Origin of the sequence: Bradyrhizobium sp. HKCCYLS1011 (assembly GCF_051167795.1) — a bacterium.
Classification (GTDB): domain Bacteria; phylum Pseudomonadota; class Alphaproteobacteria; order Rhizobiales; family Xanthobacteraceae; genus Bradyrhizobium.
In genome coordinates, this window is the sequence record NZ_JBNPTT010000003.1 from 644,890 (window position 1) to 670,790 (window position 25,901).

Sequence of the window (25,901 nt, forward strand, 5' to 3'; positions counted from 1 at the left end):
CTTTTGATTAAAGATTCATTCAAAAAGTTGCTTTCGAGGCCCAAGGTCTGGTGTTCGTCGGGCGCTGGACCGCTGTATGTTGGGCAAATGATTTGTTTTTGCGCCGAACGATTTCCCTGGCGGCGGATATGGCAGAATCCGGGCGAACTCTTACTCCCCGGACTGACAGATATGGCCACTCGCGCCCTCCTTTATCGGCGGCCCGCCGAACCTTCGCGTCTTCTCGTCAAGCATGGCTCGCAAATCTACTCGATCAGATTGCGCCGCCACCGCAGGGCGCGCCGTTACACGTTGCGAATCCATCCTTCCGACCGCGAAGCGATCCTCACGATGCCGCCGCGCGGCACGATCGCTGAAGCCAAGGACTTCGCGCAGCGTCACGGTGCGTGGATTGCCGCACGCCTCGGTCGTTTGCCGAAGGCCGCACCGTTCTTGCCTGGAACGGTCGTGCCGCTGCGCGGCGTGCCGCACCGGATCGCGCATCGCGCTGGCGAGCGCGGCACGGTGTGGACCGAGACGCGCGACAGCGGCGAGAAGGTGCTCTGCGTTGCCGGAGGCCTCGAGCATATCGAACGCCGCGTGCATGACTTCCTCAAGCGGGAGGCTCGGCGCGATCTGCAGAAGGCCGCCGAATCCTATGCCGACCAGCTCGGTGTCAAGGTGAAGCGGCTGTCGATCCGCGACCAGTCGAGCCGCTGGGGCTCGTGTACGTCGGCCGGCTCGCTGTCCTTCTCCTGGCGCCTGATCCTGGCGCCGCCCTTCGTGCTCGACTATCTCGCTGCGCATGAGGTTGCGCATTTGGTCGAGATGAACCACTCGCCGCGGTTCTGGAAAGTCTGCGGCCGGATCTGCGGCTCGGTCGAGCGCGCCAAGAAATGGCTCGACACCTGTGGCAACGATCTCCACCGCTACGGGATCGACGATTGAGACATGACAAGGTCCGGCTGGTCCGGACCTTTTCTTCTTTTGCCGGACCTTTTCTTTTGGTGCGTCTTCATCGGCGCAGCTGCGCCACCGCCCCGGGGCGGGTAGCATTCCTTTAAGCATGATCGCGATCACAAGCGGCGCCGTTTTTAACCGGTTGTAAGAGGAAGCTTGTCAGAACTTATGGGTCCTTGCCCAGGTGACGAGGCGTGACTCCAACCCAGCGCAGCTGCGTTTCCGCAGGAACCTGATGCGCCCCGACGAGTAGCCCATGGCCGAACCCGCCGACGTGTTGTTGGCCGCGCTCGAACACTCCAGCGAAGCTGTGGTCATTCTCGATTCGGATTTGTGCGTTCATCACGCCAACGCCGCTGCTGAGCGCCTGTTCCGTGCCGACGGCGCCGCGCTCGTCGGTTCCGATGTCAGCCGTCTCGGCATCCCGCGCGATCATGCCATCTTCAGGGCCCCTGCCGGCGCAGATCATGCGCTGCCCGATCGCAGCGAGAGCTCGCCGCGGCCGGTCGAGATCAAGCTCCGACCGGCTGACGGCAGCTGCATCTGCGTCAGTCTGACGCTGTCGCGGCTCAATCTCGACGGTACGATCTGGCTCGCGCTGTTTGCGCGGGACGTCACGGCCGAAGTCGAGCGGCGCGACCGGCTCGCGCTGCTCCATTCCGTCGCCGATCGGACCAACCGGGCGATGGTGGTGACCGATCACGAGCTGAAGATCATCTACACCAACGCCGCCTTTGCGGAGATGTTCGGCTACCAGCCTGGAGAGGCGATCGGACGCCGGGCCGACGAGCTGATGGTCGGTCCCTGCACCGACCGCAACGCGATCGAAAAGCTGAAGCTCTGGCTGGCGCAAGACCGCGGCGGCGAGGAGGAGGTCCTCGTCTACGACAAGAGCGGCCGCGAGATCTGGGTCACCGCGTATGTCAAGGCGCACCGGAACCGGCGAGGCGCCGTCAAATATCTGGTCGGCCTGCTGAGCGACATCAGCGAAAGCAAGCAGCTGCGCTCGCTGCAGCAGCTGATCACGACAGCACTGGCCGACAACGTCCCGATCGCCGAGATCTGCGACCGGCTCTGCCGGCGCGTGGAGGAGCTTGCACCCGACGTCGTCTGCTCGATCCTCCATGTCGATGCGGACGGGATGGTCCATCCGCTCGGCGGTCCCAGCCTGCCGGCGGACTATTCTGCGGCGCTGGACGGCATCCCGATCGGGCCTGAGGTCGGATCCTGCGGGACCGCAGCCTATCTCCGCGAGCCGGTCCTGGCAGAGGATATCGACGCCGACCCGCGCTGGCAGCCTTATAAAGCGGGTCCGCTGGCGGCGGGCTTGCGCGCCTGCTGGTCGACGCCGATCAAGGGCAAGGACGGGCGGGTCATCGGAACCTTTGCCTTCTACTTCCGGGAATGCCGCGGCCCGAGCCGATGGCATGAGCAGATCGTGGAGGCCTGCGTCCATCTCGGGGCGCTCGCGATCGAGCGGCAGGAGGCGATGTCCGCGGTCGCGCGCATGGCCTATTACGACATGCTGACCGGCCTGCCGAACCGGGCCCATATCCGCTCCCTGATCGCGACGGCGCTCGAGGCCTGTCCCGAGGGCGGGCATGTTGCCGTCGCCTATCTCGACGCCGATAATTTCAAGGACGTCAACGACACGCTCGGCCACGCCGCCGGCGACGAGTTCCTGATCGCCTTCGCCAAGCGGCTGCGCGGGCAGCTGCGGCCCGGCGACATGCTGGGGCGGCTCGGCGGCGACGAGTTCCTGGTGCTGCTGCCGAACCGGGATTCGATCGAGGCCTCCCTGATGGCCGCCCGCATCACCGCGGCGCTGGCGGTGCCGCTCACGATCGGCAGCCGGCAGGTGCCGATGTCGGCGAGCATGGGGCTCAGCCTTTACCCGGACAACGCCTCCGACATCGACACGCTGATCAAGCAGTCCGATGCCGCGATGTACAAGGCCAAGAGCGCCGGGCGCGCCACCTACCGCTTTTTCAGCGCCGATCTCGACAAGATCGCCGAGCAGCGCTTGATGCACAGCACGGCGCTGCGCGACGCGGTCGCCAACGAGGCGCTGAAGCTGTACTACCAGCCGCAGATCCGGAGCCGGGACGGGGCCATTCACGGTGTGGAAGCGCTGGCGCGCTGGCACGACGAGGTCCTCGGCGACGTATCGCCGGCGAAATTCATCCCGCTCGCCGAGGAATGCGGGCTGATCGAGCAGATCGGGCTGTGGTCGATGCGCGAAGCCTGCCGGCAGATGGCCGCATGGCAACGGGCCGGGCTCGATATTCCGAGCGTCTCGGTCAATCTGTCGCCGATCAACTTCCAGAACGTCAATCTGGCCGCGCGCGTGGCGCAGATCCTGAACGAATTCGGCCTGCCGCCGAAGCGGCTGATGCTCGAGATCACCGAGGGCGTGTTCTTGAACGAGCGCGCCACCGTGGTGGCGACCATGAACGAGCTGCGCAATCTGGGGGTCGGGCTGTCGCTGGACGATTTCGGCACCGGCTATTCGAGCCTCAGCCGGCTGGCACAGCTGCCGATCAGCGAATTGAAGATCGATCGCAGCTTCATGCGCGATGTCGAGGACAATCCGGGCACCCGCGCCATCGTGACCGCGGTGGTCCGGGTCGGGCAGAGCATGAATCTCGCTGTCGTGGCCGAAGGCGTCGAGACCGAGGGGCAGCGCCATCTGCTGGATGAGCTCGGATGCGACGCGCTGCAGGGCTTCCTCTACGCGCGGCCGCTGCCCGCGACCGGTTTCGGGCGTTGGCTGCTCGAACACAGTGCCAGTCGCGCCAGCCTGATGCTCAAGCAGATCGGCCGCGCGCTCGCGGCGCCGTCGTCCAAGCCGTCCGACGCCCTGACGCCGCGCAAGGCCGGCTCTGTGCCTGCGGCCTGATCGCGCTACGCTGCCATTCTCAGCGCTGTCCTCCGAACAACCGATCGACCAGCCAGCCGTCGAGGCCTGCGGCGGCTTCGGGTCGCGCCGCCGTGCGCGTCGGGGTGACTGATCGGCTGCCGCCGTAATTGGCCGCCGGCGCCGGTGCAGGCGCGGTCGGGGCCGTGATCTGTGAGGTGATCTGCGCGAGCGTCGGCACCAGGCCGGAGCCTTGGGTGTTCGGCAGCGCCGCCACCGGCACGCCCTGATGCGCCGCGCGCATGAAACGCGTCCACACCTCGACCGGCAAGCCGCCGCCGGTTGCTTTCTTGGTCGGAGAATTGTCGTCGTTGCCGAGCCAGACCCCGGTGACGAGCCGGGCGGTGTAGCCGATGAACCAGGCGTCGCGGAAATCCTGGCTGGTGCCGGTCTTGCCGGCTGCGACCCAGCCCGGGATATCGGCCTTACGCGCCGTGCCGGAAATCAAGGTCTCCTGCATCATCTGGTTCATCATCGCGACGTTGCGCGGCTCGATCACCTGGGTGGGCGGATCGGCCTGGCGGAGATAGAGCAGCTTGCCCTCATGCGTCTTGATCCGGGTGACGACATGCGGGGCCACGCTGAGGCCGCCATTGGCGAACGGCGCATAGGCGCCGACCAGTTCGAGCATCGAGACTTCGGACGTGCCGAGCGCGATCGACGGGTTGGGATCGAGCCTGGAAGCAATGCCGAGGCGGTGCGCGGTGCGCACCACGTTCTTCGGCCCGACCTCAAGGCCGACGCGCACCGCGACCGTGTTCAGCGACATCGCCAGCGCCTGCGTCAGCGTCACGGAGCCGAAATATTCGCGGGTGTAGTTTTCTGGCTTCCAGCCCTTCAGGTCCAGCGGCGCATCCTGGCGGACGGTGTCCGGGGTCAGGCCCTGCTCGATCGCGGTGAGATAGACGAACGGCTTGAACGCCGAGCCGGGCTGGCGCTTGGCGGTGACGGCGCGATTATATTGGCTGTCGGAATAGTTCCGGCCGCCGACCATGGCGCGCACGGCGCCGTCGGGCGTCATCGCCACCAGCGCGCCCTGGCTGACATTGAACTTCACGCTCTTGGCGGCGAGCTCGTCGATCACAGTGGCTTCGGCCGTGGCCTGCAGCTTCGGATCGATGGTGGTTTCGACCACAATCGACTGATCGATCTGGCCGACGAGGTCATCGAGCACCTCGCCGATCCAGTCGGCGACGTAGTTGATCGTGCCGGCGCCGGCCGGCTTCACCGTGACCGAGGGATGCGCGATCTGGGCCTTCGCCTGGGCGTCGGTGATGAAGCCGGCGTCCGCCATCGCCGCAAGCACGGTCTCGGCGCGCTTCTCGGCGCCTTCCGGGTTGCGGTTCGGCGCCAGTCGCGACGGCGATTTGACCAGGCCTGCCAGCATCGCCGCCTCGCCGAGCGTGACGTGTCGCGCGGATTTGCCGAAATAGCGTTGCGCGGCGGCTTCGACGCCGTAGGCGCCCGAGCCGAAATAAACGCGATTCAGGTACAGCTCGAGAATCTCGTTCTTGGAGTGCTTGCGCTCCAGCCACAGCGCGAGTTCGGCCTCCTGCAGCTTGCGCGCCAGGGTCCGCTCCTGGGTCAGGAACAGGTTCTTGGCGAGCTGTTGCGTCAGGGTCGAGCCGCCCTGCGAGACGCCGCGATGCAGGACGTTGGCGACCACCGCGCGCGCGATGCCGATCGGGTCGATGCCGAAATGCTGATAGAAGCGGCGGTCTTCGATGGCGATGAAGGCCTTCGGCAGATAGGCCGGCAGCTCCTTGAGCGCGACGTTGGCACCGGCCATCTCGCCGCGCTGCGCGAGCACGCTACCGTCGAGGCCCGTGATCTCGATGGTCGGTGGCCGCTTGGGGATCTCCAGCGATTGGATCGGCGGCAGGTGCGCGCCGGCCCAGACCACGACGCCGACCAGCGCGATCACGCCCCACAGGCCGCAGACCAGTGCCCAGTAGAGCATCCGCCCGAATGACAAACCGACACGCGATCTGCTCATGCACTTGTTGCCTTTGGCAGGGCGCGGCTTCGGCGGAGACTTGGGCTCCCGCGGTGGCGGCTCGTCGTCATCCTCCTCGACGACAGGCTTGCGCTTCGCGGTCGCCTTCTTCGGCGCGTCCTCGCCTGCGGGTATGCGATCCTTGGCATCGAGACGGAGGTCGTGCATGGCCGCCGCGAGGCCGAATAGCGGCTCCTTGCGCCCGCCGCTCTTGTTCCGTCCCGCCATACGCCAATACGCCCGCAACCGTCCGTGATTACGCTAATGGCCGGAGTTTAAGGGCCGGTTAGCAAGAGGTTAACGCGCAATTAGGTCTTTCACGACATGCACGCGCTGTTATGGTTAAGGCCAAGTTAACGAGGGAACGCCGATGGGTTACATCGATCCGACCAAGGAGGTCTTTGCCGAATTTCGCGCGCGCGATCGCGCTGGCCCGATCCACATGCTGAACCTGGTGCGGCTGCGCAAGGAAGCTGCGTACCCGGACGGCCGCAAGGCGAGCGGCGCGGAGGCCTATGCCGCCTATGGTCGCGAGAGCGGCCCGGTGTTCAAGCGGCTCGGCGGCCGCATCGTCTGGCAGGGCCGGTTCGAGCTGATGCTGATCGGCCCGCGCGAGGAATATTGGGATCACTGCTTCATCGCGGAGTATCCGTCCGTTGACGCCTTCGTCGAGATGATCCGCGATCCGGTCTATCGCGAGGCAGTGAAACATCGCCAGGCCGCGGTGGAAGACTCGCGCCTGATCCGCCACGCTGTGCTGCCGATCGGCGAAACGTTCGGGGAGATTCCGGAGTAGGCTTGCCGGCGAATGAGGCGCTGCTCGCGCCAAAGCCTCAGTCGTCATCCCCGCGAACGCGGGGATCCATAACCGCAGGACGTTGTGGTTGCGAACGGTGGCTCGGCGGCTCGCCGATGACCAGGGCCTCTGGAATATGGGTCCCGGCTCAAGGCCGGGACGACAGTGAGTTTGCGGCGGGAGCTCATGTCACCCTCGATTGTCAGACAGCCATGAGAGTGGAGCAAGCGTCCTCGCTCGCAATTTGCTTCGTGCGGGAGCGCGCCGCAGCCTCACTGTCCATCGACCGAAAACGCCAGCAGCACATTGCCCGGCATGGTGCCGTAGTTGGCGTAGCCGGAATTGACATAGAGCATGCCGCCGGCGACGACCGGGCCAGGGCCATCGAGCGAACCACCATGGGCAGCGGCGCCGTTCACCGTGGTGTAGTCCTTGACCGTGTCGACATCCCAGATGATTGCGCCGGTGGTCGCCGCATAAGCGCGCAGATGCCCGTCGAGCCCGCCGGAGAACACGACGCCTGGGATCGCGGTGACGGCCGCCGATTGGGCCGGACTGCAGCCCGGCCGCTCGTCGCAGCCGGGATGCGGTGTGTGCCAGACGATCTCGCCGGTTGCCGGGTTCAGAGCGTAGAGACCGCCGCCCTGCGCCGGATCGAGCTTCAGCGTGTTGCCGAACACGGATTTCTGTGCGCCTGCGGTGCCCGCGGGCACGGGCTTGATGCCGACATCGGAGAGCGCAACATAGATGTTGGTCCCGTCCGTGGCGGCGCCCCACTGCACCCCGCCAAGCGTGCTGCCGCGTCCGATCCGGCGCTGCCAGAGAATGGCGCCGTCGTGATCGGGATCGAGCGCATGCACCATGCCTGACTTCTGGCCGGCGATCAGGGCTCGCTTGCCATCGGCCAGGTCAACGAGCATCGGCGACGAACCAAAATCGAAATCGGGTCCCTTGGTCTTCGGGCAGTTGTTGGTGAAACGCGCGGTGCACGCCACGTTGTAGGCGTCACCCTCGGTCATCTGCCGTGACCACGCGAGCTGGCCGCTTGCGAGATCGAATGCGACGAAGGCGTCCGACGTCGCCGACGGCGGTTCGGAATAGCTATCGCCGGTGGTCGCATAGATGCGCTGACGCGCGCCATCGACCGATGGCGCCGACCAGATCGCGCCGCCTGAGGGTCCAAACAGCGGCGTCCCGATCGAATTGGTGCCGACCGATTGCGCGGGTGGCGCGACATAGCCGCGCCACCGCACCTCGCCGCTGTGCGCGTCGAGGGCTGCGATCAGGCCGCGAAAGCTGCAGCAGGGGTAACGCGGATCGGCCGCCATCACCTCTTCGAGCGAGGAGACCGGAACATAGAGCACGCCGTCGGCCAGCGTCGGCGCTCCCGTGATGACGGCGCCGGCATGCGGCTCGATCCTGGTCTTCCAGATCAGCTTGCCGGTCTCGGCATCGAGCGCATAGGCCTCGCCACGCTGGTCGCCGAAATAAGCGGTTGCGCCGCGGTCGTCCTCGCCGATCGTGATCGCGCTGCGCACGCCGAAGCCGGCGTCGAACATCCAGCGCTGGCATCCGGTCTTGGCATCCAGCGCATAGACCTTGCCGCCGGCGCTGCCGACGAAGATGCGCCCGCCCCATACCGTCGGCTGCGCAGAGGCGCGGGTATCGTTTGGGAAGCCGAACGCCCAGTGGAGTTTCAATCGCGGCACGTCATCAGGCGCGAGCTGCGCCATGTCGGCCGCTTGGAAGCGATGTTGCCGGATGTCCGCGCCCCAGCCGTTCCAGCGCGGCACGTTGGCATCGCGCTGCAAAGGTCCGGGGTCATGGCAGGATGAATCTGGAAGCGGCGGCGCTGCGGCCACAGCGGTGGCGGAGAGATAGCGCACGACGTCGCCGATCTGGCTCTGCGTCAGATCGCGCCCCTGCTGGTTCATCAGGCCGAAGGTGAGCGCGAAGCGCACCCGCTCCGGCGGAAGCTGCCGCAGGCTTGCGGTTTCCGGCGCGCGCGCCACGGCTCCGCCCTCGTGACAGGAGGCGCAATGCTGCTGATAGAGCGCTTCGCCCGGATGCGGCGTCGTGTCCTCGGCGTGCGCGGACGGAGCGACAATCAGCGTCGATAGAGCAAAGGCTGCTGATACACAGTGCGCCGAAACGCCCAACAGCTTGGAAAAAGGCGCCACGGTCGTCTCCGTCACGCGTGAGCAGGTCACTGATGTCAGGAGACCGTAGCCGACACCGATAACGTCGTCACGCGAAATCAATCTGAGCGAATATCCATTACGCAAGCAATCAAGGATTGCTTGCGTAAGCCTGTTTTAGCGCTCGATCACCCAGCGCGTCACCGCCTGGTGGTAGTTGAGATAGCCCGGCACGGTCTTGTAGGTCTTGAGATATCTGAACCCGGCTTTCTGCAAGGTTCGGTTCGGACCGACGTTGAACGCGTTCGGCTCGCAGAACAATTGCTTGAGTTCGAATGTGCGGAAATAGATGTCGACGCTGCGGCGAACGCATTCGGCACCGATGCCCTGCTGCCGCAACTCGGGCTCGGTGACGTGCAGATGCATGTTGGCGCGATTGCCGAATACGATCTTGTCGCAGCTGGAGAAGCCGACCGGGTTGCCGTCGAGCTGCCATAGCACCAGGAAGTTGGTCCGCTCCGCAATCGGCTGCGCATAGAGCTCCTTGAAACGCCCGGCCCAGATGGCCCGGCTCGGCATCCGCGTCGGGTCGACGCCCATCATCTCGAGATGCTCTGGCGTGGACGAGTGGAAGTAGTCGATGACGATGCCGGTCTCGTCGAGTGCCATCTCGCGGACGTCGAGGTTCATGGTTGCACCTTTGAACGGGATATTCGGCTCGTGCGCCTCTGATAGATCGAGGACAGGGTAGTGCCAGGAAACTGAACCGCAAGACAAACTGACTTCGTCATCAAAGCGGGTGATCCAGTATTCCGAGGCGCCGGATGATCGACGAGAGGCCTCGGCGTACTGGATCGCCCGGTCGAGCCGGGCGATGACAGCCGAAGTGTAGTAGCTCTGTCCGCACACACACCTGGTCGCATCTGACGTGCTGTCTCGCTCTTACGCCGGCTTTTCACCCTTCACCGTCACGCGCGTGCCGGCGCGGGTATGCGGCCAGTAGTCCCACATGGCGCGATGCTGGGTGCAGCGGTTGTCCCAGAACGCGATCGCGTTCTCGGTCCAGCGGAAGCGGCACTGGAACAGCGGGTTCTCAGCGTGCTGATAGAGATAGCTCAGGATCGCGTCGCTCTCGTCGCGCGGGATGCCGATGATGTGGCGCGTGAAGCCGCGGTTGACATAGAGCGCCTTACGGCCCGTCATGGGGTGGGTGCGCACCACCGGATGCTCGGCGCTCGGGTAGGCCGGCCGGTCGGCGACGCCGTAGTTGGCATAGAGGCCGCGATAGACGCTCTCGCCGTCATGGAAGGCGGTGAGCCCGTCGAGATAGGTCTTCATCCGCTCCGACAGCGCCTCATAGGCGGCATACATCGAGGCGAACAGCGTGTCGCCGCCATGCGGCGGGCATTGCCGGATGTGCAGGATCGAGCCCATCGGCGGCTCGAGGTCGCAGGAGACGTCGGAGTGCCAGCCCTCGCCATTGGCGCGGGGCGAATTCTGATCGGCGTAGATGCGCATCAACGCGGGATCGTCGCCCTCATGCGGTGCGGCGGGGTGGATATGCAGCTCGCCGAAGCGGCGGCCGAAGGCGAGATGCTGTTCCGGCGTGATGCGCTGATCGCGGAAGAAGATCACGAGGTTCTCGGCCAGCGCGCGGTGGATCTCGTCCATCTGGCGGTTGGCGCGCGATTCGTCTGACATGAGCTTGCCAATATCGACGCCGGAGATCTCCGCGCCGATGATCGGCGTAAGCTTGTCGACGCCGATGGTCTCGTAGGGCGCGCTGTCGTCTGCGCGATGTTTGTAGCGCGGTCCCTCTCGGCCGGCGAGCGAGCTCATGCGCGTTCTCCCTCAATCGTTGATTGAGGGCATGGTAGCGAAGGGGAAGGGGAGTGCAATGCTCTCAGTCGTCATCACCCGCGAAAGCGGGTGATCCAGTACGCCGCGGCTTCTCGATTGTACGCGACGCCTCTGGAATGCTGGATTGCTTCGTCGCTGGCGCTCCTCGCACGGCCGCGGTGGATGGACGGGCGCTGGCGCAACTCATTCCGCTGTCGTCCCGGCCCTTGAGCCGGGACCCATAAACACCGCAGGTTCTGTTGCGAGCGCTGGAGCGACAGCACGGTCCAATATGATGGCCGCGGAGTATGGGTCCCCGCGTTCGCGGGGACGACATCGAATTTGCCGCGAGACCGCTGGCCTATTCCGCCGCGGTCACCGCCTCGGGTGCCTTGGCGCCGGCACCATAGCGCTGGTCGATGTAGTCGATCACCAGCGCCTTGAAGTCGGCTGCAATGGTGGGGCCGCGCAGGGTGCGGAACTTCTTGCCGTCGACGAACACCGGCGCGGCCGGGGCCTCGCCGGTGCCGGGCAGCGAGATGCCGATATTGGCATGCTTGGATTCGCCGGGGCCGTTGACGATGCAGCCCATGACCGCAACGTTGAGTTCCTCGACGCCCGGATATTTGGTCTTCCAGGCCGGCATCTCGTCGCGGATGAAATCCTGGATCGAGCGCGCCAGCTCCTGGAACACGGTCGAGGTGGTGCGGCCGCAGCCCGGGCACGCCGCCACCAGCGGCACGAAGGTGCGGAAGCCCATGGTCTGCAGCAATTCCTGCGCGACCTGCACCTCGAGGGTGCGGTCGCCGCCGGGCTCCGGCGTCAGCGAGATCCGGATGGTGTCGCCAATGCCCTGCTGCAGGAGGATGCCGAGCGCGGCCGAGGAGGCAACGATGCCCTTGGAGCCCATGCCGGCCTCGGTCAGGCCGAGATGGATGGCGTAATCCGAGCGCGCCGCAAGATCCTGGTAGACCGCGATCAGGTCCTGCACCGCCGAGACCTTGGCGGAGAGGATGATGCGGTCCTTCGGCATGCCGAGCTCTTGCGCCCGCGCGGCGGACAGCAGCGCCGACTGCACCATCGCCTCGCGCGTCACCGCACGCGCATCGCGCGGAGTGGCCGAGGCCGCATTCTCGTCCATCAGCTTGGAGAGCAGCTCCTGGTCGAGCGACCCCCAATTGGCGCCGATGCGCACCGGCTTGTTGTTCTTGTTGGCGATCTCGATGATCGAGGAGAACTGGGTGTCGCGCTTGTCTTTGAAGCCGACATTGCCCGGATTGATGCGGTACTTGGCGAGCGCCTCGGCGCAGGCCGGGTACTCGGTCAGCAGCTTGTGGCCGATATAGTGGAAATCGCCGATCAGCGGTGTGGTGATGCCACGCTTGTCGAGAGCGTCGCGGATGTGCGGGACCGCGGCGGCGGCCTCCTCGCGGTCCACGGTGATACGGACCATCTCGGACCCGGCGCGCGCCAGCGCTGCGACCTGGGCCACCGTCGAGTCGACATCGGCGGTATCGGTATTGGTCATCGACTGCACCACGATCGGCGCACCACCGCCGACGGCGACGTTGCCGACCATGACTTGGGTGGTCTGATGCCGGGGAGCGGGGCCGGCGATGTCGTTCTGAGACAGGATTTCGGGCTTGTTCATGAGGTCTCGGATATCAGGTTTTGGTGACATTCAGCAATGCGTCTGTCGTGACCGGAACGGCCCTGGCCGGGCGATTGACCAGAAAAAGGCCTGCAATCACAAGCAGGGCGGCGCCGCCAAAGGCCAGCGTCAGGGCGTCATGCAGGATGAAATAGCTGGCCACGACCCCGAATAAAGGGGTGATGAAGGTAAATGCCGACAATTTGCTGGCCGAATAGGTCTTCACCAGCGCAAACCACAACGTGAAGGTGGTCCCGACCACCCAGATCGCCTGATAGGCCATCAAGGACAGCACGAACGGGCTGGGAACCTGGGCCAGCCGCTCTCCGGAAAGCAGGGCTGCCGCGCCCAGGATCGGGATCGACATCGCCACCTGGTATGCCAGGGCCTTTTCCGGCGGCGCAAAGCGCAGCCTGGTGCCTTTGGCCATCACGGTCGTTGCACCCCACAACAGGCCGCCGCCCACCACCATGAGGTCGCCGAGCAGCACGCGGCTGTCGACATTGGCCTGCGGAAGCCCGATCGCCAGCGCGACGCCGGCAAAGCTCAGCCCCAGGCCTGCCCATTGGGTGGCGCCGAGCCGCTCGCCAAGGAAGCGGTAGGAGCCGAGCGCGACGAAAAACGGCGCGGTGTAGAGGAAGACGACCGCGCGCGAGGCGGAGGTCAAAAGCAGGCCGCCATAGATCAGCACGAACTCGATGCCGAACATGGTGCCGGCGACCAGGCCCGCGATCAGCGTGCCGTCACGCTCGAACATCCTGACGCCGCGCGCCCACGCGATCAGCAGCAACACCGGCAGCGCGCCGGCCGAGCGCAAGGTCGCCTGCAGCATCGGCGGGATTTCCGGCAGCGCCAGCTTGACCGCGATCTGGTTGAATGCCCAGGACAGGCACAGCACGAGGATGATGGCGATGGCGCCCGGGCCGAGCGGCCGGGCTGCCGAGGTGAGAGTGGAGTTCGAGGACATTTGCTCCCTGCGAGCTTGGTGGTCTTCTTGTTTTCTCTGATTGTTGTCTACGTCACGCTGCTTCCCTGCAATGTGCGCAGGTGCCGGTGATCTCCACCACCGAGAGCTTCGGAGTGAAGCCGGAGGTCGCGGCGGCGGCTTTGAGGCCTTCCGCGATCGGGGCCGCTGGAACTTCGCCGACCGCGCCGCAGCGCTCGCAGATCAGGAACGCGACCAGCGTGGTCGAGTCGTGATCCTGCGCGCAGGCGAGATAGGCGTTGCGGCTCTCGATCCGGTGGACCAGGCCGTTGGTCATCAGGAACTCGAGCGCCCGATAGATCGTGATCGGTGCCGGGCGGGCTGCGCTCTTGGCGAGTTCCTCGATGATCTCATAGGCCCCGAGCGGCCGATGCGTGGACAAGAGCGCCTGGAGCACCTGGCGGCGAAGCGGGGTGAATTTCTGGCTGCGCTGCGCGCACACGCGCTCGGCATGGTCAAGCGCATCCGCGGTGCAGCGGCCGTGATCATGGTCGGGGTCGGGGAATGCGGGTCTGGCAACGGTCATCAGGCAGCAACCTACCATTTCTCTCCCGCCATCGCCAAAGCGGCGCCGTCGCCAGCCATGCGCGCCGGTCGGATAGGGATTGCGTGAAAAAAGCCATGAAAAATTCATAAGCTTGCTTATTATAGCGAAGCTTATTTGAGGCAAGCTTAGTTCCCAAGCTTGGTTCCAAAGCCTGCTGCCATTGTCCGCCGAGCCAGAATTGCGCGGATTGAGAAATGAACGGATATGGCCCGAGATCCCGCGGACGTGAATTTCCTGTTTGCCCTCGGCGAGCTGCAGCGCTTGGTGCGCGTCTATGCCGACAAGGAAGCGGCGCGCTTCGGCATGACCCGCGCGCAATGGGCCGTGCTCGCCAGGGTCGAGCGCAACGAGGGCATGAAGCAGTCGGAGCTCGCCGAGCAGATGGAGATGCAGCCGATCACGCTGACGCGGCTGATCGACAAGCTCGCCGACGCCGGCCTGATCGAGCGCCGCGGCGACGACAATGACCGGCGCGTCAACCGGCTTTATCTCCAGAAGGCCGCACGCCCGCTGCTCGCCAAGCTCGCCGAGCTCAAACTGGAGCTGACCGAAACCGCGCTCGCCGGCATCAGCGGCGCTGACACGCAGCGGCTGATGAACCAGCTCGAAGCCATCAAAGAAAACGTAAGAAACGCCCTGCAGTCGCTTTGCGACACGCAGCGAAAGGAGCAGCATTATGGCTGAACCCGCTTTGAAGATTGCCACCGAACAGAAAAAGGCGAGCCCCGACGGCGCGACTGCTGCGGCGGCGCGGCCGAAAGGCGGCATGTTCAAGCGCTATCGCCGCGTGCTGCTGCTGGTCGTGCTGCCGGTCCTCGCCGCGGTCGGCGGCCTGGAGTTCTATCTGCATGGCGGCCGCTATGTGACCACCGACGACGCCTATGTCGGCGCCCAGAAGGTGCTGATCACGCCCGACATCTCCGGCAAGATCGTCAAGATCATCGTCAAGGAAGGCCAGCAGGTCAGCCAGGGCGACGAGCTGTTCGAGATCGATCCCGAGCCGTTCCAGCTCGCCCTTGATCAGGCCAAATCCACGCTCGAGCAAGCCCGCACCAGCTACAACAATCTGCTCGCCAACATCAAAATCTATCAGCAGATGGCCGATCTGATGCAGCAGACCATCGATCTGAAGCAGAAGGACGTCGAGCGCAAGTCGGCTTTGGCCAGGAACAGCTTCGGCTCGCAGCTCGATCTCGACAATGCCTCGTCGGCCCTGGTCACGGCCCGGGCGGAATACGCCTTCGTTCAGCAGCAATTGTCCACCGCCAAGACCCAGCTGCTCGGCAACCCCGATCTGCCGATCGAACAATTCCCGCCCTATTACCAGGCCAAGGCGGCGCTCGGCATCGCCCAGCGCAATCTCGATCACACCGTGATGCGGGCGCCGATGGCCGGCATCGCCACCCAGGTCGACCAGATCCAGCTTGGCCGTTTCGTCGCGGCCGGCACGCCGGTGTTCTCGGTGATCGACGTCGCCAATCCCTGGGTCGATGCCAATCCGAAGGAAAGCGATTTCACTTTCGTCGCGGTCGGCCAGCCGGTCGAGCTCGATGTCGACGCCTTCCCGAACCACGCGTTCAAGGGCACTGTCGGTTCGCTCTCACCCGGCACCGGCGCACAGTTCGCGATCCTGCCGCCGCAGAACGCGACCGGCAATTTCGTGAAGGTCGTGCAGCGCGTGCCTGTGCGGATCTATTTCGACAAGAACGACAAATATGTCGCGAAGCTGAAGGCCGGCATGAGCGTCAACGTCGCGATCGACACCGGCCATCAGCGTTCGCTGGCCGGGCTGTTCGGCGCGGCCCACGCCGCGGAGACGGCGGAGTAGGGTGATGAGCACGGCTGCGCCCTCACCCTCGGCCGTCCCCGGCTTTCGCCGCAACATGGTGACGATTTGCGCCATGACGGCGACGATCATGCAGGCGCTCGACACCACCATCGCTAATGTGGCGCTGCCCTACATGCAGGGCACGCTGTCGGCGTCGCAGGACCAGATCAACTGGGTGCTGACGTCCTACATCGTGGCGGCGGCGATCATGACCGCGCCGGTCGGCTGGATCGCCAACCGCTTCGGCCGCAAGCGCACCTTCATCGTCTGCTCGGCCGGCTTCACCGTGGCCTCGGTGCTGTGCGGGCTGGCGCAGGACATCAACCAGATGGTGCTGTTCCGCCTGCTGCAGGGCGTGTTCGGCGCCTCGCTGGTCCCGCTGTCGCAGGCGGTCCTGCTCGATTCCTACGCGCTGCATGAACGCGCCAAAGCGATGTCGATCTGGGGCATGGGCGTGATGATGGGCCCGATCATGGGTCCGTCGCTCGGGGCCTGGCTGACCGAGACGTATTCCTGGCACTGGGTGTTCTTCGTCAATCTGCCGTTCGGTCTGGTCACCGTGCTCGGCCTGATGGCGTTCATGGACGAGACCAAGCCGAACACCGAGCTGACATTCGACTGGTTCGGCTTCCTCGCGCTCGCGGTCGGTATCGGCTCATTGCAGATCGCGCTTGATCGCGGCGAGGACCAGGGGTGGCTCGAGAGCAACGAGATCATCATCGAGTTCATCATCGCCGGGATCGGCTTCTATTATTTCCTGGCGCATTCGCTGACTACGCAGCGCCCCTTCATCCAGTTCGCGCTGTTCAAGGACAAGAATTTCGTCGGCGGCTGCGTGTTCATGACGGTGATGGGCCTGGTGCTGTTCTCGACCATGGCGCTGTCCTCGCCCTACCTGCAGAACGTCATCGGCTATCCCATCATCACCGCCGGCGTGCTGCTGGCGAGCCGGGGCTGCGGCACCTTCGTGGCGATGATGCTGGTCGGGCGGCTCTTGCGCTATATCGAGGCGCGGACGCTGATCGTGGTCGGCCTCGGCCTGACCGCGCTGTCGCTGTTCCAGATGACGGCATGGACCGACCAGACCGGCGTGCCCGAGATCGTCACCATCAGCATCATGCAGGGCTTCGGCTTCGGGCTGGTGTTCGTGCCGCTGTCGACGGTGGCGTTCATGACGCTGCCGGGGCAGTTGCGCACCGACGGCACCTCGATGCTGACCCTGGTGCGCAATGTCGCGAGCTCGATCGGGATTTCGATTGCGATCGCGCAGCTGACCGAGGGCACCCGCCGCAATCATGCGATCCTGGTCGAGCACATCAACCCGTTCAATCACGCGCTCCAGATGCCGAACGTCGCCGGCATGATCAACCTGTCGACCGATGCCGGTCGCGCCATGGCGGACGCGATGGTGATGGTGCAAGCGCAGATCCTGGCCTTCTCCCACGACTACCAGCTGGTGATGGTGTTCATCCTGGTGTCGATCCCGCTCGCGATCATGATCGGCTCGACCCGGACCGCGCTGCGCGCGCAGGCCGCGCCGGCCGATCACGCTGTCATGGAGTAGCTCTCAAGGTAGCGAAAAGGTGACCGGGCGTGATGGTTTTCCGGTCAACCATGCTCACGTTTCGGGCTATCATATGGGTAACCCGGTCCTCCGCGTTTAAGTTGCACGTGGAGGCAGTGCCTCATGGACGCCCCGCCATGATGTGCCGGATGGGGGCGGTGGTACCTCCAGCGCCGCCCCCAGCCCCCGGGATCTTTCCCATCGAGCGCGACAGAAGAAGATGCTGTCACCCTCCCCATGAGTGAGGGGAGGGCGGGAAGCCCCACACTGTCCTGGCCGGACCAGAACTCACGCCTGCGGCGTCACCGCCGGCAGCGGCTTGTCGTTGATGACATCGGCCTTGAGAAGGTTCGCCTTTGCCTCGCCTTTGGCTTCCTCCCGGGCTTCGACAACCTTGCCGGCATCGCCGCGATGCGCTGCTTGGCCAGCTCGAAATCGATCACGTTGCTGCCGAGCTTGTTCCGGGTCGCCTCAGTCCAGCAATTCGCGGCAGCCGAGATCGTCGACCGCGAGGAAGATCCGCTCCAGATTATTCCACCAGATCACCGGCGGAATCTTCGCGGTCCATTGCCACACCGGTTTGGTGATCTGCCAGAGCACGCCGCGGCGATAGTCATCGCTGAGCGCAGCGCGGCTATAACCGTTCACGCCGTGGCTCACCAACGTCCCATGATAACGATCCAGAAGCTCCCCTTCGATGTCACGCCGACGCTCGGGATAAAGTTGCAGGGCGATCATATAGGCCAGATCGTTCGCGCCCACATTGATCCGCCATTGATCGAAATCGAACACGCGGACACGATCGTTCACTCCGTGCCTCGGAACAAGAAAGTTCCAGATATGTGCGTCGCCATGCGCGATGGTGACGTTACGCCGCGAATGGTAGCGCTGCAGGAGCCGTGGTGAAGCTTTGATAAAGCGATAATAGATGTCACGCCGTTCCGCAGTCAGGCGATCACCGAGCAGCGCGGCAAAGCGCTCGAAATGGCCGGCGAACTCCGCCATGACCTGGTCCATCGCCGTGATGTCCGCGAAGGTGCCAATCGACTGGCCAAGACTCTCATGGTCCCACCACGCCGCGTGCAGCCGCGACAAGGCTTCGACGATGGATGCCGCCTGCTCCAAGCTCGGCGGGAGGGGCCATTCGGTCGCAAGCTCGTGCGTCTCGGACAAGTCCTCAAGTAGCAGATGCCAGGCATGAGTGTCGCTGTTCCAGAGCGAATCGAAGCAGCGTGGCGCCAGGTGCTTCGGCATGCGCGGCGCGACGTTGCGATAGAAGGCGACCTCCTGGTGGCCGGCTTGCCACAGGGTTTTCGCAAAATTCTCCTGCGCGACTTTCAGGATCAGCGTCTCAGGTGCGTCGGGCGCTGGGCCGTCATAGCTGAGCCGCAGCCGTATGATGCGCGATACGATGATGTCGCGCGCGCTCAGCACGGTCACCTGGCGTACGGAGCCCGCCCCGAGGACGCCCGATGCACGCAATGCCTCGGTCAGGTGAGCAGGATCGACGGCCGGAGGCAAAGGCGTTGCGGTCATGCGGCGCGCGTCCTGTGGTTGCGTGCCGGATGATAGCTCACGACCAGGCCTGCGGCTATGCACCTCGTGATGAAAAGGGCCTGCTACTTGATCGGCGCGCGTGGCAGCACCGTCTCGCCGGCCTCCATGCGGTAGACGTGGTCGAGCGAGTACCAGGGCGCGACCACGTCGCGCGCGGCCGGATGCGGCTCATCGTGGCGGATGAAATCGCCGAGCAGCGCCTTGGTCACGCCGAACTGGACGTCGCTGTCGATATGCGGGTCGTTCGGGTCGTAGACCTGCGAGATCAGGACCTTGAAGCCGGGCTTCACGATCAGCGCATGCAGATGCGCGGGGCGATAAGGATGCCGGCCCTGCGCCTGTAACAACCGGCCGACCACCCCATTGGTCGGGATCGGATAGCCCACCATCATCACCGAGCGAAACCAGAAGCGGCCGTCGGCATCGGTCGTGAACTTGCCGCGCAGGTTCATGTCGGCCTGATCGGGGTCCTGGTTCTCGTACAGCCCGACCGGCGAGGCGTGCCAGACGTCGACCTCGGCGCCGGCCACCGGCGCGCCATCGGGATCGAGCACGCGCCCGTGCACGAACAGCGCCGGCCCGAGCGTGGCGGAGCGCACGATCGAGCTTTCATTCTCCATCCGAGGTGAATTCAACCGCCAGAACGGGCCGAGCAGGGACTGTGAGGTCTCGGTGTTGCCGTGGTCGCCATTGTTGAGCAGGCAGACCAGCGACGAGACGCCGAGCGAGCCCGCCATCAGCACCACCTCATTGTGGGTGTCGTTGGTGCGCTGGCCGAGCTCGGCGATGAGGGCGGCAGCCTCGCGGAATTCGGCCTCGGTCAGTCTGACATCGCGGACGAAGTCGTGCAGATGTTTGATCAGCGCGATCATGATCTCGCGCAGCCGCGGGTTTGTCGTTCGTTCCATCACGGCCAGCACGGCCGGCGTCACGTCCTGCTCGCGGGAGATGGTCATGATCTTCCCCTCCGTCGTTCCTGGGCGGCTGGAAGAGCCGAACCCTCAGGTGCGCAATTGCGCACCGCGAACCTCGACAATGTTGGACTCATCTCGAGATTCCGGGTTCGCACCTCGCGGTGCGCCCCGGAATGACGGTGAGGTTGGCATTACTGCAGCTTCTCGATTGCCAGCGCCACGCCCTGGCCGACGCCGACGCACATGGTGGCGAGCGCGCGCTTGCCGCCGCGCGTCTCGAGCCCGTGCACGGCGGTCAGCGCCAGTCGCGCGCCGCTCATGCCCAGGGGATGCCCGAGCGCGATCGCGCCGCCATGCGGATTGACGAAATCGGCATCATCGGCGACGCCGAGCTGGCGCAGGCAGGCGATGCCCTGGCTGGCGAACGCCTCGTTCAGCTCGATCAGGTCGAAATCGGTGATCTTCAGCCCCAGCCGCTCCATCAGCTTGCGCGTCGCCGGCACCGGGCCGATGCCCATGATGCGCGGCGGCACGGCGGCTGATGCCAGCCCCAGCACCTTTGCGCGCGGGGTCAGGCCGTGTTTCTTCACGGCGGCTTCAGAGGCGAGGATCATCGCCGCGGCGCCGTCATTCACGCCGGACGCGTTGCCAGCCGTCACCGTGCCGGGATTGCGCACGATCGGCTTCAGCTTGGCGAGACCTTCCAGCGTGGTGTCGGGACGCGGATGCTCGTCCTTGTCGACGATGACGGGGCCGGCCTTGCCGCCGGGCACGGTGACCGGTGTGATCTCTTCGGCGAAATAGCCCGACGCGATCGCCTTGCCGGCACGCTGCTGTGAGCGGATCGCGAACGCGTCCTGATCGGCGCGCGAGACCTGGAATTCCTCTGCGACGTTCTCGCCGGTCTCCGGCATCGAATCGACGCCATATTGGCTCTTCATCAGCGGGTTGATGAAGCGCCAGCCGATCGTGGTGTCGAAGATCTCGGCCGAGCGTGAGAACGCTTCGGTCGCCTTGCCCTGCACGAACGGCGCGCGCGTCATCGACTCCACGCCGCCCGCGATCGCGAGGTCGATCTCACCGGCGCGGATTGCGCGGCCCGCGGCGCCGACCGCATCGAGGCCGGAAGCGCAGAGGCGGTTCAAGGTCTGGCCGGGAGTAGAGTCGGGCAAGCCCGCCAGCAGCACCGCCATGCGCGCGACGTTACGGTTGTCCTCGCCGGCCTGGTTGGCGCAGCCGAAGAACACTTCATCGACGGCGGACCAGTCGAGATTGGGATGTTTCGCGATCAGCGCCTTGATCGGCGTGGCCGCAAGATCGTCCGCACGCACTTTCGCGAGCGAGCCGCCGAAGCGGCCGATCGGGGTCCGTACCGCATCGCAGATATAGACGTCTCGCATCGCTCTCTCCCTGAAGTCGCGTGTTTCTGGTCGGATTTGAGGGCGGTTTTAGGAGTGTGCCGGAACCAGGTCAAATGACGGGAGCGCGGGAGGGTATGCGCGGCGATTTGCAGTGTGCGTGCTCTCCACTCGCCGCTGGGGCGGTGCGCTCCCTCCCCCCGCCTGCGGGGAAGGGTCGGGGTGGGGGCAACCCGCCCGAACGGTGCGAATGGAGGCACTTCCCCCACCCGCATCGCATCTCCAATGCGATGCGGCCTCCTCCGTAAGCGGGAGAGGTTGGACCGCGCGGGCCTCGAGACCGCCGCATCTTGGAACGGATGCCAGACGTGGAAAACCGGGACAGGGCCCGCAAAGCGGTAGGAGCGTGCCGTCGAGTTGGGGTAATTTCCGCGCCATGACGATCCAGCAGCCGATCTCCGCGCCCGACATGCCCGATGCGACGCCCGCGCCAGAGGCGCCGGCCAAACTCACGCCGATGATGGAGCAGTACCTCGACATCAAGGCGGCGCATCCCGGCCTGATGCTGTTCTATCGGATGGGCGACTTTTACGAACTGTTCTTCGAGGATGCGGAGGTCGCCTCGAAGGCGCTGGGCATCGTGCTGACCAAGCGCGGCAAGCACCAGGGCGTCGACATCCCGATGTGCGGCGTGCCGGTCGAGCGTTCCGAGGATTATCTGCACCGGCTGATCGCGCAAGGAATCCGCGTCGCCGTCTGCGAGCAGATGGAAGACCCGGCCACCGCCCGCGCGCGCGGCAACAAGAGCGTGGTCAAGCGCGGCGTGGTCCGCGTGGTCACGCCGGGGACGCTCACCGAAGACAATCTGCTCGATGCGCGCGCCAACAATTATCTGCTTGCGATTGCGCGCGCTCGCGGCTCGTCCGGCGGTGACCGGTTGGGGCTCGCCTGGATCGACATCTCGACCGCCGAGTTCATCGTCACGGAATGCGCGTTCGCGGAGCTTGCGGCGACGCTCGCGCGGATCAATCCGAACGAGGTGATCGTCAGCGACGCGCTCTATTCCGACAATGCGTTCGAGCCGATCCTCCGCGAGCTCGCCGCGGTGACGCCGCTGACCCGCGACGTGTTCGACAGCGCCACCGCCGAGCGCAGACTGTGCGATTACTTCGCGGTCGCCACCATGGATGGGCTGGCGGCGCTGTCGCGGCTGGAAGGCACGGCCGCCGCCGCTTGCGTCACCTATGTCGATCGCACCCAGGTGGGAAAACGTCCGCCGCTGGCGCCGCCGTCGCGCGAAGCGACCGGTGCGACAATGGCGATCGATCCCGCCACCCGCGCTAATCTGGAATTGACCCGCACGCTGGCCGGCGAACGCCGGGGTTCGCTGCTCGATGCCATCGACTGCACGGTCGCCTCGGCCGGCTCGCGACTCTTGGCGCAGCGGCTGGCGGCGCCGCTCACCGACGCCGCACAGATCGCGCGCCGGCTGGATGCGGTCGCCGCCTTCGTTGCCGACAGCGCCGCGCGCGAGGATGTCAGGAGCATCCTGCGCGGCGCGCCCGACATGTCACGGGCGCTGGCGCGGCTGTCGGTCGGCCGCGGCGGCCCCCGCGATCTTGCAGCCCTTCGCGATGGCATCCTGGCCGCTGATCAGGTGCTCGACCGGCTGGCTGTCCTGGAGCAGCCGCCGCAGGAGATCGCGGCTGTGATGGCCGCGCTGGCGCGGCCGTCGCGTGACCTCGCGGCCGAATTCGCCCGCGCCCTCGACGATCAGCTGCCGCTGATCAAGCGCGACGGCGGCTTCGTCCGCGCGGCTTACGAGCCTGCGCTCGATGAGGCGCGTAATCTGCGCGATGCCTCGCGCCTGGTTGTCGCCTCGATGCAGGCGCGCTATGCCGACCAGACCGGCGTGAAGGCGCTCAAGATCCGGCACAACAATGTGCTCGGCTATTTCGTCGAAGTCACTGCGCAGCACGGCGACAAGCTGATGACCGCGCCGTTGAATGCGACCTTCATTCATCGCCAGACGCTGGCGGGCCAGGTGCGCTTCACGACGTCCGAGCTCGGTGAGATCGAAGCCAAGATTGCCAATGCCGGCGAGCGTGCGCTCAATCTCGAACTCGAAATCTTCGATCGGCTCTGTACGGCCGCGCTCGAAGCCGGCGAAAACTTGCGCGATGCCGCGCATGGCTTTGCGCTGCTCGACGTCGCGACTTCGCTCGCCAAGCTCGCGGTCGATGACAATTATGTGCGGCCCGAGGTCGACACCTCGCTCGGCTTTGCCATCGAAGGCGGCCGCCATCCGGTGGTCGAGCAGGCCTTGAAGCGCGACGGCCAGCCGTTCATCGCCAATTCCTGCGACTTGTCACCAGCGCCGGGACAAAAGAGCGGCCAGCTCTGGCTGCTCACCGGACCGAACATGGCCGGCAAATCCACCTTCCTGCGCCAGAACGCGCTGATTGCGCTGTTGGCCCAGATCGGCGCGTTTGTGCCGGCCTCACGCGCGCGGATCGGCATCGTCGACCGGCTGTTCTCGCGCGTCGGCGCCGCCGACGATCTCGCGCGGGGACGTTCGACCTTCATGGTCGAGATGGTCGAGACCGCGGCAATCCTGAATCAAGCCGGCGAGCGCGCGCTCGTCATCCTCGATGAGATCGGTCGCGGGACGGCGACCTTCGACGGGCTCTCGATCGCCTGGGCCGCGATCGAGCATCTGCACGAGACCAACCGCTGCCGCACGCTGTTCGCCACGCATTATCACGAGCTGACCGCGCTCTCCGCCAAGCTGCCGCGCATGTTCAACGCGACAGTTCGGGTCAAGGAATGGCAGGGCAATGTGGTGTTCCTGCACGAGGTGCTGCCGGGCTCGGCCGACCGCTCCTACGGCATCCAGGTGGCCAAGCTCGCCGGCCTGCCGCCCGCAGTGATCAGTCGCGCCAAATCGGTGCTGGCGAAGCTGGAGGCGCAGGACCGTGGCCAGAGCGCGCGTGCTTTGGTCGACGATCTCCCGCTGTTCGCCGTGCCCTCGCGCGCGAGCGTCGAGCCCACGATGTCGCAAGAGGCGGAAGAGCTGATCGGTGCGGTCAAGGCGCTCAATCCGGACGAGATGACCCCGCGCGAAGCGATGGACGCGCTCTATGCGCTGAAGGCGAAGTTGCCGAAATCGTAGTCGCCGTCATTCCGGGACGCGTGGAACGAGCGAGCCCGGAATCTATCTCACGGCAGTCCAAATCGCCCGATGGATTCCGGGTTCGGCTCTGCGAGCCGCCCCGGAATGACAGCTACTTCGCGGCCTTCTTCCTTCGCCCGACCCACCACAAGCCGAGATTCCACCCGACACACGTCGCCAGCGCGAGGCTCAGGCCCGCCGGCGCGCCGAGATGCAGGGCACCGAGATGCAGCACGGCCACCGCAATGCCGAAGCCGATCAGGCCCCAGGCGCCGTTGGCGATCACGGCGGCGGTCGCGGGACCGCCGATGCGCGGCTGCAGGATCAGCATCATCGAGGTGAAGACGATCGGAAATAGCGCGAGCATGCCGGAGATCGCCGGTCCCGCCCAGCCCGACACCGAAGTCACGATCGCAACGAGTGCCGCGACCAGCGAGGCCCGCAGCGGCACGTCGTACCAACGGCGGGTGATCAGCGGCATCCTGGCGTGGCGATAGCGCGCGAGGAGCGGCAGGCAGATGGCAAAGGTGATGGCGTTGGCGATCAGCCCCGTAGCCAGTGACCATGGCACACTGCGGATCAGCGCCGCGAGCCCGAGCCAGACGGCCACGGCGCAGGCCGTGCTGATGAGTACAGTCTGCCGCTGCGCCAGCACCGCATAGATCAGGCTGAGGAAGATGGTGGCGGCATTGATCGGCAGGCTGGTCAGCGCGCCCTCGGCGATGAAGCCGGCGTCGTGATCGAGCGCGAGGAACACGTAGGTCGGCCCTGCCGAGATCGGCAAGGTGGCGACCAGCGCGCCGATGACGGGACCTGACCGCTCGGCGATCATGGACGCCGAGACCACGAAGGCGGCGGCGATGCCCATGCGTAAGACAAGGATGAGGATGAAGGAGAGATCGAGGGGCATGTTCATCTGTCGTCCCGGGCAAGCGAGCGCATGCGAGCGCCGACCCGGGACCCATAACCACAGGCGCTTGTTGTGTAAGTAGATTGCAGTACCTAGTCATCGCCACAAGCAAGGCCTGTGGCTATGGGTCCCTGCTTTCGCAGGGACGACGATCGCATCACACCCGCTTCAGGCTCACCGACACTTTCGGGCCGTTCTTGATGGTCTGATAGACCACGCAATAGCGCTCGGTCAGCTTCAGCAGCAGATCGAGCTTATCTTGAGGCGCGTCGGTCTCGACCTCGAAGCGCAGCCGGATCTCCTGGAAGCCGACCGGCGCCTCCTTGTCGACGCCGAGCGTGCCGCGGAAGTCGAGGTCGCCTTCGGCGATCACCTGCCCGCTCTTGAGCGGCACCTCGACCGCGGTCGCCACCGATTTCAGCGTGACGCCGGCGCAGGCGACCAGCGCTTCCAGCAGCATGTCGCCGGAGCAGAGCTCGAGGCCGGAGCCGCCCGTTCCCGGATGCAGGCCGGCCACGGCGAGCGCGCGGCCGGTCTCGACCTTGCAGGTCAGGCCTTCACCGCCCACCGAGCCCTTGGCCTTCAGTGTGATGACGGCCGCCGACGGATCGGACTTGTAGCGTTCCTTGAACGGCGCCTGTAGCGCGCGCAGCTCGGTCGCATCCATGCTGTATCCTCCCAAAAATCGTTTCAGCCGGTATAATCGGCGTCGCCGACAAAGTCAGCCTTTGAGTGAGAACGGCACGCCCTCCCGACCCGGGCAGGACAACCTTATATTGGCTCGTGACAG

The 25,901-nt window shown here is 65.5% G+C and carries 19 protein-coding genes; 7 read left to right on the forward strand and 12 right to left on the reverse strand.

The features are described 5' to 3' along the window. The first annotated feature begins 87 nt into the window (after positions 1-87). Both ACQR1W_RS11865 and ACQR1W_RS11870 read left to right on the forward strand, forming a co-directional pair. Positions 88-927: a M48 family metallopeptidase gene (locus tag ACQR1W_RS11865; protein WP_035982373.1), complete on the forward strand. Its 840-nt coding sequence runs from the start codon at positions 88-90 to the stop codon at positions 925-927. Positions 928-1,195: 268 nt separating this feature from the next. Beyond that, complete coding sequence (locus tag ACQR1W_RS11870; RefSeq protein WP_434850926.1) at positions 1,196-3,838, forward strand: EAL domain-containing protein; 2,643 nt, start codon at positions 1,196-1,198, stop codon at positions 3,836-3,838. 19 nt (positions 3,839-3,857) lie between these two features. On the opposite strand, the gene ACQR1W_RS11875 is transcribed toward ACQR1W_RS11870, so the two are convergent. Further along, positions 3,858-6,080 carry a transglycosylase domain-containing protein gene (locus tag ACQR1W_RS11875; RefSeq protein ID WP_434850927.1) on the reverse strand — a complete coding sequence of 741 codons (2,223 nt, stop codon included), beginning with the start codon at positions 6,078-6,080 and terminating at the stop codon, positions 3,858-3,860. Positions 6,081-6,222: 142 nt separating this feature from the next. Between ACQR1W_RS11875 and ACQR1W_RS11880 the strand changes: the two genes are divergently transcribed. Beyond that, positions 6,223-6,648 carry a DUF1330 domain-containing protein gene (locus ACQR1W_RS11880; RefSeq protein ID WP_434850928.1) on the forward strand — a complete coding sequence of 142 codons (426 nt, stop codon included), beginning with the start codon at positions 6,223-6,225 and terminating at the stop codon, positions 6,646-6,648. A 272-nt stretch (positions 6,649-6,920) separates the two neighbouring features. Here ACQR1W_RS11880 and ACQR1W_RS11885 read toward each other — a convergent pair whose 3' ends face one another. From ACQR1W_RS11885 to ACQR1W_RS11910, 6 genes are all read right to left on the reverse strand, one after another. Continuing rightward, on the reverse strand, positions 6,921-8,828 hold the full coding sequence (locus ACQR1W_RS11885) for a PQQ-binding-like beta-propeller repeat protein (RefSeq protein WP_434850929.1): 1,908 nt from the start codon (positions 8,826-8,828) through the stop codon (positions 6,921-6,923). Positions 8,829-8,963: 135 nt separating this feature from the next. Further along, positions 8,964-9,476, reverse strand: a complete 513-nt coding sequence (locus ACQR1W_RS11890) for a GNAT family N-acetyltransferase (protein ID WP_434850930.1) — start codon at positions 9,474-9,476, stop codon at positions 8,964-8,966. A gap of 252 nt (positions 9,477-9,728) precedes the next feature. Continuing rightward, positions 9,729-10,625, reverse strand: a complete 897-nt coding sequence (locus ACQR1W_RS11895) for a TauD/TfdA dioxygenase family protein (RefSeq protein ID WP_434850931.1) — start codon at positions 10,623-10,625, stop codon at positions 9,729-9,731. Between the two features lie 361 nt (positions 10,626-10,986). Then, entirely contained in the window at positions 10,987-12,276 is a 1,290-nt protein-coding gene (gene ispG / locus ACQR1W_RS11900; RefSeq protein ID WP_434850932.1) for a flavodoxin-dependent (E)-4-hydroxy-3-methylbut-2-enyl-diphosphate synthase, read from the reverse strand. A 13-nt stretch (positions 12,277-12,289) separates the two neighbouring features. Further along, positions 12,290-13,243, reverse strand: a complete 954-nt coding sequence (locus tag ACQR1W_RS11905) for a DMT family transporter (protein ID WP_434850933.1) — start codon at positions 13,241-13,243, stop codon at positions 12,290-12,292. Between the two features lie 52 nt (positions 13,244-13,295). After that, the gene (locus tag ACQR1W_RS11910) at positions 13,296-13,787 is read right to left on the reverse strand and encodes a Fur family transcriptional regulator (RefSeq protein ID WP_434850934.1); all 492 of its coding nucleotides are present in this window, start codon (positions 13,785-13,787) and stop codon (positions 13,296-13,298) included. A 225-nt stretch (positions 13,788-14,012) separates the two neighbouring features. On the opposite strand from ACQR1W_RS11910, the gene ACQR1W_RS11915 reads away from it, so the two are divergent. From ACQR1W_RS11915 to ACQR1W_RS11925, 3 genes are read left to right on the forward strand one after another with little or no spacing between them, the layout of a single operon-like run. After that, positions 14,013-14,492 carry a MarR family winged helix-turn-helix transcriptional regulator gene (locus tag ACQR1W_RS11915; protein ID WP_008971137.1) on the forward strand — a complete coding sequence of 160 codons (480 nt, stop codon included), beginning with the start codon at positions 14,013-14,015 and terminating at the stop codon, positions 14,490-14,492. Continuing rightward, entirely contained in the window at positions 14,485-15,636 is a 1,152-nt protein-coding gene (locus ACQR1W_RS11920) for an HlyD family secretion protein (RefSeq protein WP_434850935.1), read from the forward strand. The genes ACQR1W_RS11915 and ACQR1W_RS11920 overlap by 8 nt, the downstream gene beginning before the upstream one ends. Positions 15,637-15,640: 4 nt before the next feature. Continuing rightward, complete coding sequence (locus ACQR1W_RS11925) at positions 15,641-17,200, forward strand: MDR family MFS transporter (protein WP_434850936.1); 1,560 nt, start codon at positions 15,641-15,643, stop codon at positions 17,198-17,200. 471 nt (positions 17,201-17,671) lie between these two features. Here the strand turns inward: ACQR1W_RS11925 and ACQR1W_RS11930 are convergent, their stop codons facing one another. The 3 genes from ACQR1W_RS11930 to pcaF form a co-directional block, all read right to left on the reverse strand. Further along, positions 17,672-18,736 (reverse strand): phosphotransferase, encoded by a 1,065-nt coding sequence (locus ACQR1W_RS11930; RefSeq protein WP_434850937.1) that lies wholly within the window; start codon positions 18,734-18,736, stop codon positions 17,672-17,674. An 83-nt stretch (positions 18,737-18,819) separates the two neighbouring features. Beyond that, the gene (locus ACQR1W_RS11935; protein ID WP_434850938.1) at positions 18,820-19,713 is read right to left on the reverse strand and encodes a dioxygenase; all 894 of its coding nucleotides are present in this window, start codon (positions 19,711-19,713) and stop codon (positions 18,820-18,822) included. Positions 19,714-19,862: 149 nt separating this feature from the next. Continuing rightward, positions 19,863-21,071: a 3-oxoadipyl-CoA thiolase gene (gene pcaF, locus ACQR1W_RS11940; RefSeq protein ID WP_434850939.1), complete on the reverse strand. Its 1,209-nt coding sequence runs from the start codon at positions 21,069-21,071 to the stop codon at positions 19,863-19,865. Between the two features lie 394 nt (positions 21,072-21,465). Between pcaF and mutS the strand changes: the two genes are divergently transcribed. Next, on the forward strand, positions 21,466-24,201 hold the full coding sequence (mutS, locus tag ACQR1W_RS11945; RefSeq protein WP_434850940.1) for a DNA mismatch repair protein MutS: 2,736 nt from the start codon (positions 21,466-21,468) through the stop codon (positions 24,199-24,201). Between the two features lie 112 nt (positions 24,202-24,313). On the opposite strand, the gene ACQR1W_RS11950 is transcribed toward mutS, so the two are convergent. Further along, entirely contained in the window at positions 24,314-25,111 is a 798-nt protein-coding gene (locus ACQR1W_RS11950) for a hypothetical protein (protein WP_434851154.1), read from the reverse strand. 157 nt (positions 25,112-25,268) lie between these two features. Beyond that, on the reverse strand, positions 25,269-25,778 hold the full coding sequence (locus ACQR1W_RS11955) for an OsmC family protein (RefSeq protein ID WP_434850941.1): 510 nt from the start codon (positions 25,776-25,778) through the stop codon (positions 25,269-25,271). Positions 25,779-25,901 lie beyond the last annotated feature (123 nt).